This window comes from Paraburkholderia sp. PAMB 6770, assembly GCF_057748135.1.
Window position 1 is genome coordinate 2,614,875 of sequence record NZ_CM173239.1, and the last position, 14,183, is coordinate 2,629,057.

The 14,183-nt window shown below is 64.4% G+C and carries 10 protein-coding genes; 5 read left to right on the forward strand and 5 right to left on the reverse strand.

Annotation, left to right across the window (positions count from 1 at the left end):
- Nucleotides 1-308: 308 nt before the first annotated feature.
- From AC3AP7_RS29215 to AC3AP7_RS29225, 3 genes are read left to right on the forward strand one after another with little or no spacing between them, the layout of a single operon-like run.
- Nucleotides 309-1,925 (forward strand): MFS transporter, encoded by a 1,617-nt coding sequence (locus AC3AP7_RS29215; protein WP_487363774.1) that lies wholly within the window; start codon nt 309-311, stop codon nt 1,923-1,925.
- A gap of 12 nt (nt 1,926-1,937) precedes the next feature.
- Nucleotides 1,938-3,014 carry an HlyD family secretion protein gene (locus tag AC3AP7_RS29220; RefSeq protein ID WP_487363775.1) on the forward strand — a complete coding sequence of 359 codons (1,077 nt, stop codon included), beginning with the start codon at nt 1,938-1,940 and terminating at the stop codon, nt 3,012-3,014.
- Nucleotides 3,011-4,537 carry an efflux transporter outer membrane subunit gene (locus tag AC3AP7_RS29225; RefSeq protein WP_487363776.1) on the forward strand — a complete coding sequence of 509 codons (1,527 nt, stop codon included), beginning with the start codon at nt 3,011-3,013 and terminating at the stop codon, nt 4,535-4,537. The genes AC3AP7_RS29220 and AC3AP7_RS29225 overlap by 4 nt, the downstream gene beginning before the upstream one ends.
- 173 nt (nt 4,538-4,710) lie before the next feature.
- Here the strand turns inward: AC3AP7_RS29225 and AC3AP7_RS29230 are convergent, their stop codons facing one another.
- The 3 genes from AC3AP7_RS29230 to AC3AP7_RS29240 all read right to left on the reverse strand — a co-directional run bounded on the left by AC3AP7_RS29230 (nt 4,711) and on the right by AC3AP7_RS29240 (nt 8,675).
- Nucleotides 4,711-5,787, reverse strand: a complete 1,077-nt coding sequence (locus AC3AP7_RS29230; RefSeq protein ID WP_487365053.1) for a porin — start codon at nt 5,785-5,787, stop codon at nt 4,711-4,713.
- Between the two features lie 226 nt (nt 5,788-6,013).
- Entirely contained in the window at nt 6,014-6,874 is an 861-nt protein-coding gene (locus AC3AP7_RS29235; protein ID WP_488324843.1) for a YczE/YyaS/YitT family protein, read from the reverse strand.
- 31 nt (nt 6,875-6,905) lie between these two features.
- The gene (locus tag AC3AP7_RS29240; RefSeq protein ID WP_487363778.1) at nt 6,906-8,675 is read right to left on the reverse strand and encodes an adenine deaminase C-terminal domain-containing protein; all 1,770 of its coding nucleotides are present in this window, start codon (nt 8,673-8,675) and stop codon (nt 6,906-6,908) included.
- Nucleotides 8,676-8,929: 254 nt separating this feature from the next.
- Here AC3AP7_RS29240 and AC3AP7_RS29245 point away from each other — a divergent pair, with 254 nt between their 5' ends.
- Nucleotides 8,930-9,832: a LysR family transcriptional regulator gene (locus tag AC3AP7_RS29245; protein ID WP_487363779.1), complete on the forward strand. Its 903-nt coding sequence runs from the start codon at nt 8,930-8,932 to the stop codon at nt 9,830-9,832.
- On the opposite strand, the gene AC3AP7_RS29250 is transcribed toward AC3AP7_RS29245, so the two are convergent.
- Together AC3AP7_RS29250 and AC3AP7_RS29255 are read right to left on the reverse strand one after the other, a co-directional pair.
- Nucleotides 9,829-10,086, reverse strand: coding sequence for an ArsR family transcriptional regulator (locus tag AC3AP7_RS29250; protein WP_487363780.1), 258 nt, complete (start codon nt 10,084-10,086; stop codon nt 9,829-9,831). The two genes, AC3AP7_RS29245 and AC3AP7_RS29250, sit on opposite strands and share 4 nt — an antisense overlap.
- The gene (locus AC3AP7_RS29255; RefSeq protein WP_487363781.1) at nt 10,076-11,509 is read right to left on the reverse strand and encodes an aminotransferase-like domain-containing protein; all 1,434 of its coding nucleotides are present in this window, start codon (nt 11,507-11,509) and stop codon (nt 10,076-10,078) included. Before AC3AP7_RS29255 ends, AC3AP7_RS29250 begins: the two co-directional genes overlap by 11 nt.
- A gap of 175 nt (nt 11,510-11,684) precedes the next feature.
- On the opposite strand from AC3AP7_RS29255, the gene AC3AP7_RS29260 reads away from it, so the two are divergent.
- Nucleotides 11,685-14,021 (forward strand): FdhF/YdeP family oxidoreductase, encoded by a 2,337-nt coding sequence (locus tag AC3AP7_RS29260; RefSeq protein WP_487363782.1) that lies wholly within the window; start codon nt 11,685-11,687, stop codon nt 14,019-14,021.
- The last annotated feature ends 162 nt before the right edge of the window (nt 14,022-14,183 follow it).

Genomic DNA, 14,183 nt, shown 5'->3' on the forward strand with positions numbered 1-14,183 from the left:
ACGTACAGCGTCGCTGACACGTCCCGTATTCGACGACGGGTTTCAACGAAGGCGACGCGCACCGCGATCGCCCGCGTCGCGCGGAGGACGGTTGCCGGCCCCTGATCGACGCGTTGGCAAAAATCGCTCGATCTTTGGCCCAAAACACGACACGTTTTGACTTCGGGAAAACCCGCGCATCTTCGACAATGAATCCCGTCGCCATGTAGGTGCGATAGCGCGATGGCCCGGTACACCGGAATTCAGCCGACGCGTGATGCACACCTTGATGCACCGCTTCTTCAAACCCAGGCTTTCTTCGAATATTTATGAGTACTGCAAACGATTTGATAGTCGAGTTGCCGTTGTCGGCCGCAATCCAGCCGGCCGCCCTCGGGCCGCCCACGTCATCCGCGCCCTCGCCCCAGGTGCAACCGGTACTGTCGCTTCGTATCGCGGTCGGGCTGATCGGGATGCTGCTCGCGTCCTTGCTCGCCATCCTCAACGAGCATGTCACGGCGTCGGCGATGGCGGACATTCAGGGCGCGCTCTCGATCGGCCACGACGACGGCACCTGGCTGACCGCATTGTTCGAAGCGGCCAATGTCGCGACGATGCTGTTCGCGCCGTGGTTCGGGATGACGTTCACGCTGAAGCGCTTCACGATCGGCGCCGTGCTCGCCGCGCTGGTCTTCGGGTTTCTGTGTCCGTTCGCTCCGGATTTGCCCGCGCTGTACGCGCTGCGCGTGCTGCAGGGGATCGCCGGCGGATGCCTGCCGCCCATGCTGATCATCGTCGCCCTGCGCTATCTGCCGCCGAAGATCAAGCTCTACGGACTGGCCGGGTACGCGCTCACCGCGACGGTCGGACCGGCGCTCGGCACCCCGCTCGCGGCGTTATGGACCGAATACGTCAGCTGGCGCATGGCGTTCTTTCAGATCGTGCCGCTGGGTGTCGTGAGTTGCCTCGCGATCCAGTTCGGTCTGCCGGCAGATCCGCTCAAGCTCGAACGGCTGCGTTCGTTCAACTGGATTGGATTTCTCACAGGATTTCCCGCCGTGGCGATGCTCGTGATCGTGCTGCTGCAAGGCGATCGCCTCGACTGGCTGAATTCGGCGCTCATACGCGCGATGCTGTGCGGCGGCACGCTGCTGTTTGCCGCGTTTCTCGTCAACGAATGGTTTCATCCGCTGCCGTTTTTCAGGCTCCGGCTGCTTTCCCGCCGCAATTTCACGCACGGACTCCTGACGCTCGCGGGCGCCGTGGTGCTGCTGGCGGGCGTCGCGGTCATTCCGGGCCACTACCTCGCCGAGCTTCACGCGTATCGTCCGTTGCAGACGACACCGCTGTCGCTGCTGGTGGCGATTCCGCTCCTGATCACGCTGCCGTTGACCGCCGCCGTGCTGAACCTCCGCAGCGTGGACTCCCGATGGGTGCTGGCGATCGGACTGGTACTGATGGCCACCACGTGCGTGATGGGCAGCCGCATGACCCCCGCGTGGAACCGGGAGAACTTTTACCTGCTTCAGTCACTGCAGATCGTGGCGCAACCGATGGTGATCCTGTCGATCCTGATGGGCGTGACGACCGGCTTGCCCCCCACAGAAGGCCCGTTCGCCTCCGCAATGTTCAATTCGCTCAAGACGTTCGCCGCGGCGGCGGCAACGGGTCTCATCGAAGGCGTGGGTACGGCGCGCGAACGCTTCCACTCGACCATGCTGGTGGACTATCTCGGCAATCACACCGCCGCGACGGACGCGTCTGCCGGCACCCCCCAGGATCTCGCCACGCTTGCGCAGCGGATCCACGAACAGGCGCTGGTGCTCGCGTCAGCCGATCTGTATCGCGTGATGGCGGGTGTCGCCATCGCGCTGCTTCTCCTTGTGCCCGTGCTGCCGGTGCGGATCTATCCGCCGTGGTGCACGACGCGCCCCTCCTCCCCTTAAGGGTCGAAATTCATGTCAACCGTTAACCGTGCTTCCCTCAAGATCGCAGGCATCGCCGCGTCGCTCATTCTGTTCGGCACTGCCGTATGCGGCTGCACCGGACTTTTCCCAGGCTCCTCGACGGAGTCCACCGACGATGCCTATGTGCAGGCGGACTTCACGCTCGTCGCGCCGCGGGTCGGCGGCCAGATTGCCGATGTGCTGGTCGCGGACAATCAGCCTGTGAAGGCCGGCCAACTGCTGGTGCGCATCGACGACCGCGACTTCCGCGCGGCGTTGCTGAGCGCGCAGGCCGATGTCGCGGCGGCGAGCGCGTCTGTCGCGAACTACGACGCCGAGATCGCGCAGCAGCCTTCGCTCGTCGCACAGGCTCGCGCGACGCTTCAATCCGATGCAGCAGCCATCGCATTTGCGCGAGCAAATGCCGCACGCTATCAGTCGCTTTCGGCAACTGGAGCGGGAACGGCACAGGAGCAGCAGCGCGCTTCGAGCGCGCTTGCCGAACAGCTCGCGCGCGAGGCCCATGACGAAGCGGCGCTGACGACCACCGTGCAAAGCCTCGCAATCCTGCGTACCGAACGCGACAAGGCGACCGCTGTCGAGGCGCGCGCGTCGGCCGCGCTCCAGCAGGCCGAACTCAACCTCTCGTACACGCAGATCCGTGCCCCGGTCGACGGAACGGTGGGGCGGCGCTCGGCGCGAGTGGGCGCATTCGTGACGCCCGGCGCCCCGGTTCTCGCGGTCGTTCCGCTGCGGCAAGCTTACGTGGTTGCCAACTTTCAGGAAAACCAGATCACGAACATCCGGCACGGCGCACCGGTGCAGATCCGGGTGGACAGTCTTCCCGGCCGCGTAATCCGGGGCCGCGTCGACAGTCTCGCGCCGGCCACCGGCGTGAGCTTCGCGCCGATCGCGCCGGATAACGCAACAGGCAACTTCACGAAAATCGTGCAGCGCGTACCGGTCAGAATCTCGATCGATCCCGGGCAAGCGGTTGCGTCCGCATTGAAAGTGGGACTGTCCGTCGAAGTGGACGTGGCCGTCGGTCAGCATCGTCATGCCCCAGCGGCGGGAGCGGACAGAACATGAACACGCGCACGCTCTCCATCCGGAAACCGGTCGCAGCGCTCCTCGCCTGTCTTGCAATGACCGGTTGCACGTTGGGGCCGAACTTCCAGCCCCCAACGACCGTCACGCCCGACGTCTTTGACCGTACCGGTTCGGCGCTCGCGCCGAGCAAGCCGGTTGAAGCCCGCTTCGATGCAGCCTGGTGGACCCTGTTCGACGATCCCACGTTGAACGCCCTCGAAAAGCAGCTTGCCGATGCGAACCTCGACGTTGCCGCCGCGTCCGCGCGCTTGCGGCAAAGCCGTGCCGAGCAGCACGCGGCGGGGGCAGCGGAATATCCGACGCTCGACGGCGCCGCCTCGTACGACCGCGAGCGCGGAAGCGAGAACGGTATCTTGTCGCTGCTCGGCGTCACGCCGACGCAGACGCCGTCACAATCCGCCTCGGGCGGCGCGCCGCTCGGCGTAGCACCGCTGCCGGGATCCAGCGGCTCGCCCGCGTACAACCTGTATCAGTCGGGCTTCGATGCGTCGTGGGAGATCGACATCTGGGGCCGCGTCCGACGAGGCGTCGAAAGCGCCACCGCGCTGACGCAAGCCTCGTACGAGAATCGCAACGCGGTGTTGCTGTCCGCCCGCTCGGAACTCGCCCGGGACTATATCGAGCTGCGCGCAACCCAGTCATTGATTCGGATTACCAGGCAAAATCTCCAGATTGCGCAAGATGCGGAGAGATTGACGGAGATCCGCGCGCGCGAAGGCGTCACAACGGATCTGGACGTCGCCAACGCCGCCGCACAGGTCGAGTCGATCCAGAGCAGCCTTCCTGTGCTCGAATCCCATGCCGAGACCACCCTCAACGCAATCGGCGTGCTGCTCGCGGAAGAACCGGGCGCATTGACGTCAACCCTCGGCAAGCCGCAAGCGGTTCCGGCGCTGCCCGCGCAGGTACCGATTGGCTTTCCGTCCGAACTGCTGCGCCGCCGCCCTGACATCAGACAGGCAGAGGCGCAGTTGCACGCGGCCACCGCGATGATCGGCGTGGCGAAGGCGGATTTCTATCCACGCATATCGTTGAACGGCAGCGCGGGATTTCAGAGTCTTCAGCTTTCGAGCCTCGGCGACTGGGCATCGGGCCAGTTTGTCGTCGGCCCTTCCATTACGCTACCGATCTTCGAGGGCGGACGCCTCAAGGCCATGCTCCACCTGCGCGAAGCACAGCAGCAGGAAGCGGCCATCCGCTATCAGCGGACCGTCCTTGAAGCGTGGCGGGAGGTGGACGACGCGCTCACCCTTTACGATGCGGAGCAACGCCGGCGCGACCGGCTCGCGACCGTCGTGGCGCTGAACCAGCGCGCGCTCGCCATCGCGCAGCAGCGGTACAGGGAAGGAGCGGGCGACTATCTCGACGTGCTCAACGTGCAGAAGCAGTTACTCGACGCGCAAAGCAATCTGGAGCGCAGCCGCGCGGCCTCCGACACGAATCTCGTCGCGCTGTGCAAGGCGCTCGGCGGAGGGTGGGAATCGGCCGATTCCAGCCAATAGGTGCGTGCGCAACCCGTATCGTGCGCGGGTCCTGCGCGCCGCCAGGTTCAGACCGCGTTCAATGCGCGGTGTGCCATCCATGGCGGCCGAATCCTGCCGAGGCACCGCAGCCGTCCCAGGCAAGGCTCGGGACGGCTGCACTGAAGGTCGAACCCCGTTACCGCCTGAATCGCTCAGAAGCGCGTCCGGATGCCCGCCCCTGCGGTCATGCCGCCAGACAGCCGCGATACGTGGTCGTACATATAACCGGCGTACACGTCGGTCCGCCGGGACAGCGGATAGTCGTAGCTAAGCGTGGCAGTCTGGCGCGTCTGGTCGAGCGCGCTGTCGTCATGCGACCACGCATACGACGCCAGCACGCGGCCCACCCCCAGCGGAATTGCCAGTCCGCCTTGCAGCATGTTCACGCTGAAACGGCTGGCGAGCAGTTTGTCGCCGGTATAGGTGTATTCGCCGTAGAGTTTGACGGCGCCCATATCGTACGATGCGCCCAACTGCGCCGCCGTCTGGCTCTGCAGACCGCGCAGCACGCTTCCGAGATCGCCGGGCGTGGCGCTGAAGTTCAGGTATTGATAGGTCGCGCCCACCGCCAGCGCGCCCCGCGTGAACGCGGTTTGTGCCGCGAATTTTTTGGCGCCGTTATCGTCCGGCTGATTACCGAGTGCATACATCACGTGGGCGCTCAACCCGCTGTTGCCGGGCGTCGCATATTGAATCGCGTTGCTCCACGACGTACCGCCCAGAATGCCCTGATCGGTCGCATAGCCCGGGTACGTACCGAGACTGGAATACAGCTGGAGAATGGTCGGCGAGAACGTGAACGACGCGTAGAACGGGTTGAACTGCGCGGATTGCAGATAAAGCAGGCTGCTTTGCTGCCCCAGCGTCACCGTCCCGACAGGCGATGCGAGGCCGACGTATGCATTGCGCGAAAAGAACGCGTCGCCATTGTATGAACCGTATTGGCCGCTTTGCGGACGGAAAAATCCCTCCACCGCAAACACGGCCTTATACCCGCCGCCCAGGTCCTCGTGGCCGCCGAATCCCCAGAACGACGTCGACAGTCCGCCTCCGCCCAGCTCCAGCGCGCCGGACTTGCCGGGGATCCGCTGATAACCGGTCCAGCTATCCACAATCCCGTATAACTGCACGCTCGATTGCGCATGAGCGTGGGTGCTCATGACCACAGGGGCAATCGCCGCCGCGACGCGGCAGATTCTCTTCAGCGTGGTAATGCAATCACATTCCATGACCATGATGTTGTCTCTTCAACTGTTTTGAATGACGTGAGGCGGCCGACGTCATGAACGACGTCTCCCAACCCGTGATGAGCGAAGGTGTAGCGGATCCCCGAAGCCGGCTCCGCGGCCTGCGGGTGCGTTGCGGATCGGTGACGCCCGCGTGCCCGATGCAATCGTCAGGCGACCGGGAGCCGGCCAGGCGGCCGTACGTCCCTGCGGCGCGTCGGAAGCGGCGTCAGTTCGCCCGATGTTCGAATGTTCTTCTGTAGTGCGAATCGGTGATGGACTTGATCTTCCTGAAGACGAAGAAATAGAGCTTGATGTACTGCCCGACCAGGATCGCGTTCATGAACGTGCCTTCCCGGATGAAGTGCGGCTCCCCGAGGAACGCGAAACCGATCGCCGCACTGATGACCAGCAGCGTGCAGTCGAAGGTCGTCTTGATGTTCCCCCACTTCCATCCGGTGCGCTTGAAGAGCGTATTGACGAACATGTCGATCGGCATGAGCACCAGATTCGCGCGGATCATCAGGAACAGGCCGAACGCGAGCAGTGCGTCGGCGAAGGCCAGCAGGGACAGCCTCACCATGTATTCCTGAACATGGATCGGCCGCGTCAGCATCAGGTTCAGATCGAGGCACGTGGCAAGCACGAATGCCGGAATCAGCGACGCAAAATTCTTCAGCCTGAAATCCTTGCGCATGACTAGGAATGTCAGGAACAGCATGAACAACTCGAGCATGAAGTTGTATGAACCCTGGCTCAGATGCGGATACACGAGGGTCATCGTGCGGGTCAGGCTGCTTTGCGGCGAAATGCCGATGCCTGCCCGGATCGCCAGACTGATCCCCATCGTCAGAATGTAGATGCCGATGACGTATGTGATCCAGCGCCGTATCAGGCTGCCGGTATCGACGATTTCAGCTTCCCTTGCATGGTGCGCCATGACTGCCTCTTGGTCGTCTTCCTGTTTTGTGCGGTCGTAGTCGCTTCGTTCGAAAGCGGGGCGCCGCGCTATGGCGGGGATGCAGAGGAGGGCCCGGCCCGGATGTCCGGCGCGCGCCTCCGCTCCCCGGCCGACGGTGTCCTGGAACACTCGCCGGCCGTCTCCTCCTATCGGCTCGGCGTCACGCCATGAAGCCGAAGCGGTCGAGCGAGATGAACAGCGTCAGCAGCTTGTTCACGACGGGTTCGCCCTCATTGCGGTTGCCCATCTCCTCGAGTGCGGTGTCGATTGCCCGTGTCGCGGCAAGCAGGTCGGACAGGCTCATGTTCGCCATCACACCGTAGATGTCAAGGGGCAGCACCGCCTTCACGGTCTGGTTCTCCGTGACGATGCAGCCGCCCACATACGTGTCGACCTGCTTCAGGCAGTGGCACATTTCCGCGCTGTCCTGTCCGACCGCGACAAAGTAGGCCTTCGGCGCGGGCCAGAACGTCGCCACCGCGCCGCGGTCGACGAACACGCCCTTGAACAGGCCGTTGACCACATGACGCTTGCCGTTCGCATAGCGCTGGACGACCGAAATGCGGTTGAGCGTCGTCCCCGCCACTTCGGGCACGACCTTGCCGTCGCGAAACGGCACCCACACTTCCTGGTAGAACTTCTCGTGACCGCGACCGTAGACGTCGAACAGGTACACCTTCGCCTGCTGGCCGTCGGCCGAGACTTCGAGCGGCACTAGGTCGAGCTGCGCCGGCGTCAGATCGCCGAGCCCCGGATTCGGCTTTTTCACCATGCCCGAATAATCGATCCCGGCCTGCTTCAGCAGCTTGCGGTCCCGCGCGACCAGTTCGCCGTCCTTGAAGACGAAGCGCGGATTGATCTTCGACAGGCTGTCGGTCAGCACGATATCGGCGAACCGCCCCGGCGTCAGCGAGCCGAAGCGGTTGTCCATCCGGAACGCACGTGCCGTGTAGAGCGTGGCCATCTTGATCGCCTTGATCGGATCGATACCCATCTCGGCGCACAGCGACACGACCCAGTCCATGTGGCCTTTCGTCAGCAGGCGGTCGACCGAGATATTGTCCGCGCACAACTGGAAATTCTCGGCAGGCCACTTGCGCTTGACGATCGCGCGCAACATGATCTTGATCACCTCGCTGCTGCCCACGCCGAATTTGACCTGCGTCTGGAGGCCGTAGCGCACGCTCTTCTCGATGTCGTCCTCCTTCCATACATCGTGATTGGCGAACGCGCCGATTGCGGGCATATAGTTCAGCATCATGTCCGACAGCGTGGTCACGCCCCAGTGCGTGTTCATGAAGCCGCCCTTCGCGCGGCCCAGCGCGGATTTGCGGAAGTCGTCGTCATTGCCGACGCTGTAGGTCAGGTGCGCGAGTTCGCCCAGGCCGATTACCGGATCCATCTTCAGCAGCGCATCCGTCACCTCGACGGACGTCTTCTTGCCGGGAGCGAACGCGAACACACGATAAGGCAGCCGCTCGCGGTTCTCGAACAGCTGCTCGGTGGCTTGCACTGCCTCCGCGCCCGCCGCGCTGACGAAGTCGAGGCATTCGGAGAAGATCGTGGTGGTCCCGCACGGCACGATCGCCTCGCCGAATGCGGCAGGATGCGCCAGTTGCGCGTCGAAGTGGATGTGCGCGTCGATCAGGCCCGGAATCGCGTAGAGACCTTCGCCGTCGAATACCTGACGCACCTTGATCGATGCCTCATCGGGATTCAATGCGACGATGCGCTTGTCGTAGACGAGAATCGATCCCTGATAGACGGTCTCGCTGTGGACATCGAGGATATGCAGGTTCTTCAGCAGAAGATCGGCTTCCTTCTTTCCGTTCAGGATGTCGAAGATCGCCTTCACCTGATCGTAGTGGGCCGCAACGTCGCCCCGTTGTGCGGGTGCCGTGACATTCCTCTCGCTAACTTCTTGGTACATGACTGGTCTCGCTTTCGTCGATGAGTGTGAGCATGCTGCTTCGCGCCGCGCACGCGCATTCGTCAGAGCAAATGCGCAGCAACGTGTGCGGCACGGCCGGCCGGGCGCGCGGTTGATCGGTCCTGGTCAGATCCCGCGCCTACGCGTTCGGCTGGTGTAATGAAAACTGAAATCACCGTTCATAAAAAGCAGCGTTTTTCGCACGGAGCGTGCACTTTTCGAGTACGATGGGCCGATCGGGGAGACAGGCGACCATGCTGCATTCAAGATTGCTGCGCTACATCGACGAAGTGGCGCGATGCGGTTCGATCCGCGCGGCCGGCGAAAAGCTGCACGTCGCGCCTTCCGCGATCAACAAGCACGTGCTGCTTCTCGAAGAGGAGATCGGCGAACCGCTGTTCGAGCGGCTGCCGCGCGGGTTGCGGCCCACGCCGGCCGGCGAGATCCTGCTCGCCCATGTGCGCAGGACAATGCGGGAATACCGTCAGGTGGAAGCCGAGATCCGCGACCTGAAGACGTTGCAGAAGGGCGAAGTGATCATCGCCACGGTGACCGGCCTCGCAAGCGGCATCGCGTCCACGGCCGCCGCGAATTTCGGCGCGCACCATCCGCACATCAAGATTTCGATCCGGGTCATGTCGGTGCGCGAAATCCTCGACGCGCTCGTCAACGGCGAAGCCGACCTCGGCCTCGGCTTCAACCTGCCGCCTTCACCGCAGCTCGAAAGCCTCTGGGACATGGACACGACGCTCGGCGCCGTGATTTCGCCACAGCATGCGCTGGCGCGCATGGAGTCGATCCCGCTCGCTCACTGCACGTCGTATCCGCTCATCTTCGCCGACGAGTCGATGCTGATCCACGGCATCGTCGCCGACACCTTCGCGAAGGCGGGGTTAAACGTCGAGCCCGCGTTCCGGACGAATTCGATCGAAACGATGAAGCGCCTCGCCGCCGCGAGCGAAGGCATCGCCTTTCTGAGCAAGTTCGACATCGCGGAGGAGCATCGCCAGGACGTGCTCACGTACCGGCAGATTCGCGACCGCGCATTCAGCAAGAACGTGCTTTCGCTCGTGCGCCGCGAGACGCACGGACGCGGTCTCGCGAGCATGCTCCTCGCGGAGGAAATCATGAGCGTGCTGGGTGCGATGAGCGGCTAGGCGCGAAACAGCTCCGCACACAACTGACGCCCCGCCTCGCTCAGACACGCGGTTCCGGTGCCGTCCTCGGTCAGCGTCATCGCGGCAATGCCGCCATCGGTCAACGCACTCAGCAGTCTGCGCAGACTGCTCATTGGCACGGCCGCCTGCTTCGACAGCTTCGCGAGCGACCACGCCCGCCCGGGCGTTTCCTGCTCCGCGCGCCAAAGCTGGATCAGTACGGCTGCGAGCTGCGGGTCGATTTCATCGTTCATGGTGGCCTCGTCGTGCCATGTCGGCGACCAGTTCGCCGAGTATTTTTAGCGCCGCTTCAGTCTGCGCGGTCCACGCGTAACTGTAGTTGAGCCGGATGAAGTGGCGAAAATCGTTGCGGGTCGAGAACATGTAGCCGGGCCCGATCGTGATGCCGCGTGCGAGCGCCGCCTGATACAGCTGCATCGAATCGACCTGCGCCGGCAACTCGATCCACAGCACGTAGCCGCCCTGCGGCTCGGACAGCCGCGTGCCCTCCGGAAAAAAGCGCTGCACGAACGCACTCATCAGACGCGCCTGCTGCCGGTAAAAGCGCCGCACGTGCCGCAGATGCCGGTCGTAGCCATCGTGCCGCAGATAATCCGCCACCGCCACCTGCGGCACCGACGGCGTCGTCAGCGTATTGAGGAACTTGAGCTTTTCGAGCTGCGCGCGAAAGCGCCCGGGCATCGCCCAGCCGATCCGGTACGACGCGGTCAGGCTCTTCGAGAACGACGCGCAATGCAGCACCAGGCCCTTCGTATCGAAGTTCTTCAGCGTCGTGGGCCGTGCTTCGCCGAAATACAGTTCCTGGTACACGTCGTTCTCGATCACCGGAATCTCATGCGCGGCGAGCAGCGCAACGAGCCGGCGCTTGCGTTCGTCCGGCATCTGGAAACCCAGTGGATTCTGGAAGTTCGGCATCACCATGCATGCGGCAATCTTGTGCGTGCGAATGGTGTGCGCGAGCACGTCGAGATCGATGCCTTCGCGCGGATGGGTCGCCACCGCGATCGCGCGCATGCCGAGGCGCTCGATTGCGTGCAGCATCGCGTAGTAGGTGGGCGATTCCACCACCACGGTGTCGCCGGGCTTCGCGACCGCCTGCAGGCTCAGGTTGATCGCCTCGGTCGCGCCGAGCGTGATCACGATTTCGCCCGGATCGACCGGCACGCCGCTTTCCGCGTAGCGCCGCGCGATCTGCCGAATCAGTTCGGCGTTGCCCGGCGGCAGATCGTCGATCAGGTTCCAGCTCGCGTGGCGGCGCGCAATCGCGTTCGCGTACTGGTTGATGCGCCGCCACGGGAACAGCGAGGGATCGGGATACGGCGAGCCGAACGGCACCGCGTCCTGCGCGCCGATGCTGCGCAGCGTCGACAGCACGAGACGGCTCACGTCCACTTCGGAAGCCGGCGCCGGGCGTTGCGCGGCCGGTGGCCGCGCGTGCGGCAACGCGGCCTGCTCGCGCACGAAATAGCCCGACTGCGGCCGCGTTTCGATCAGCCCGCGCCCTTCGAGCAGCGCGTACGCATGCAGCACCGTCTTGATGCTGACGCCGTGCTGCTGGCTCGCCTGCCGCACCGACGGAATCCGTTCGCCGGCCGCAAACACGCCGCGCCGCACGGCCTCGCCAATGTCATCCGCCAGTTTTTCGTAGAGCTTCACAAGAGGTCACGCCGGTTCGAACGATTGAGCGCTGCCCGCGCTACCCCGGCCGGACGGACCGGGACGCCCTTAACTGTACTCCTTCTATTTCGCAAATTCTGTATTCCGCCGCCAATATGGAACACAGTACGCTAGAGCCCATCGACATTCCGTCTGCCTCGACCCTCGCAGAATCATGAAAAAGCCCGAAGCCCGCATCGAACCGTATCATCACCCGGCCGCCGGATGGGGGGCGCTGAAATATGTCGCGCTCAACCTCCTGAAGGAAAAGGTTGCGGGTGGCAACTATCGCACGCTGCTCGCGCAGAACCAGCCGAACGGCTTCGACTGTCCCGGTTGCGCGTGGCCGGACCGCGAGCATGCCTCGACGTTCGAGTTCTGCGAGAACGGCGTGAAGGCGGTGGCGGCGGAGGCCACCAGCAAGCGCGTGACGCCCGCGTTTTTTGCGCAGCACACGGTCGCCGCGCTGATGCGGCAGTCCGACTACGAACTCGAACAGCACGGCCGCCTGACCGATCCGATGGTGTACGACGCGGCCAGCGACCGCTACGTGCCGATCGGATGGGACGCGGCGTTCGCCCTGATCGCGCGCCATCTGAACGCGCTCGACCATCCGGACCGCGCCGCGTTCTACACGTCGGGACGCGCCAGCAACGAAGCCGCGTTCCTGTATCAGCTGTTCGTGCGCCTGTATGGCACCAACAACTTCCCCGACTGCTCGAACATGTGCCACGAAGCGACGAGCCGCGGACTGCCAGGCACGGTCGGCGTCGGCAAGGGCACGGTGACGCTGGACGACTTCGAGCACGCCGACACGCTGCTCCTGTTCGGCCAGAACCCGGCGACCAACCACCCGCGCATGCTCGGCGAACTGCGCGAATGCGCGAAGCGCGGCGCGACGATCGTGTCGATCAACCCGCTGCGCGAGCGCGGCCTCGAACGCTTCGCGAGCCCGCAGCATCCGGTCGAAATGCTCACGCTCGGCAGCACGAAGATCAGCTCGGTGTTCATCCGGCCGAAAGTCGGCGGCGACTTCGCGCTGATCAAAGGCGTCGCGAAACACGTGCTCGAACTCGACGACGCCGCGTGCGCCGCCGGCAACGAACGTGTGCTCGACGTCGACTTCATCGCGCAGCATACGGTGGGCTTCGACGCATTCGCGGCCGATCTGCGCGCCGAGTCGTGGGAGACCATCGTCGCCGAAGCCGGCACGCCGCTCGAAGACATCCTCAAACTCGCGGACATCTATGCGAAGGGCCGCGCCGTGATCTCGACCTGGGGCATGGGCCTCACGCAGCACAAGAACTCGCTGCCGACCGTGCAACTGCTGTCGAACCTGATGATGATGCGCGGCAACATCGGCCGGCGCGGCGCGGGCCTGTGCCCGGTGCGCGGCCATTCGAACGTGCAGGGCGACCGCACGGTCGGCATCGAGGAGCGTCCGACACCCGAGTTTCTCGACCGGCTCGGCCGCGCGTACGACTTCGATCCGCCGCGCGCGCACGGGCTCGACGTCGTCGGCACGATTCAGGCGATGCTCGATGGCAAGGTCAAGGTGTTCATCGGCCTCGGCGGCAACTTCTCGATCGCGACACCCGACACGCCCCGCACGTGGGCAGCCATGCGCGCGTGCGAACTGACCGTGCACATCACGACGAAACTCAACCGCAGCCACCTCGTGCACGGCCGCGACGCGCTGATCCTGCCGACCCTCGGGCGCACCGAAATCGACATGCAGAACGGCGTGGCGCAGGGGGTGAGCGTCGAAGACTCGATGAGCATGGTGCACATCTCGTATGGGATGAACAAGCCGGCTTCGCCGAACCTGCTGTCCGAGATCGCGATCGTCGCACGGATGGCGGAGGCGACGCTCGGCAGCGACAAGGTCGACTGGCGCGCTCACATGAACGACTATGCGCTGATCCGCAATGGGATCGAAAAGGTGTTCGACGGCTTCGAGCGTTACAACGAGCGGCTCGCGACGCCAGGCGGCTTCCATCTCGGCGTCGCGTCGCGCGAGCGGATCTGGCAGACGCCGAGCGGCAAGGCGCAGTTCGTCGTGCATGCGATCGACGTCGACACGCCGATCCACCGCGCCCGCCAACAGCACGGCCAGCGGCTGATGACGCTGATGACCACGCGCTCGCACGACCAGTACAACACGACCATCTACGGTCTGGACGACCGCTATCGCGGCGTCTTCGGCCAGCGGCGCGTGCTGTTCGCCCACCCGGAGGACATCGCGATGCTCGGCTTCGCGGCCGGCCAGCGCGTCGATATCACGAGCGTCTGGGACGACGGCGTCGAGCGGCGCGTCGACGGATTCCTGCTGGTCGAATACGACATCCCGCGCGGCTGTCTCGGCGCGTACTACCCGGAGACGAACCCGCTCGTGCCGCTCGCCTCGGTGGCCGACGGCGCCGGCACGCCGACCTCGAAATCCATTCCGGTCGTCCTGCGCGCATCGGTCGAAGCGGAAGCCGAAAGCGCAGCTGAACCGGTCGCGGCCTGAAGGAGAACCCGCAGCCAGCACGGGTCTGCGGAAAAAGCGCTCAGGCCGCCACGGCCTGAGCGAAGCCGCCGGCAACCCGACGGCGGAGGATCCCTCACACCCGCGCCGCGCGCCGGCGCACACCGGAAACGGCGACGGCTCGACAGCGGCATTCATGCCGCA

Coding starts and splice junctions, on each gene's coding strand:
- AC3AP7_RS29225 (WP_487363776.1), top strand. CDS start 3,011: ATGAACACGCGCACGCTCTCCATCCGGAAACCGGTCGCAGCGCTCCTC.
- AC3AP7_RS29240 (WP_487363778.1), bottom strand. CDS start 8,675: ATGTACCAAGAAGTTAGCGAGAGGAATGTCACGGCACCCGCACAACGG.
- AC3AP7_RS29230 (WP_487365053.1), bottom strand. CDS start 5,787: ATGGAATGTGATTGCATTACCACGCTGAAGAGAATCTGCCGCGTCGCG.
- AC3AP7_RS29250 (WP_487363780.1), bottom strand. CDS start 10,086: ATGAACGATGAAATCGACCCGCAGCTCGCAGCCGTACTGATCCAGCTT.
- AC3AP7_RS29220 (WP_487363775.1), top strand. CDS start 1,938: ATGTCAACCGTTAACCGTGCTTCCCTCAAGATCGCAGGCATCGCCGCG.
- AC3AP7_RS29260 (WP_487363782.1), top strand. CDS start 11,685: ATGAAAAAGCCCGAAGCCCGCATCGAACCGTATCATCACCCGGCCGCC.
- AC3AP7_RS29245 (WP_487363779.1), top strand. CDS start 8,930: ATGCTGCATTCAAGATTGCTGCGCTACATCGACGAAGTGGCGCGATGC.
- AC3AP7_RS29215 (WP_487363774.1), top strand. CDS start 309: ATGAGTACTGCAAACGATTTGATAGTCGAGTTGCCGTTGTCGGCCGCA.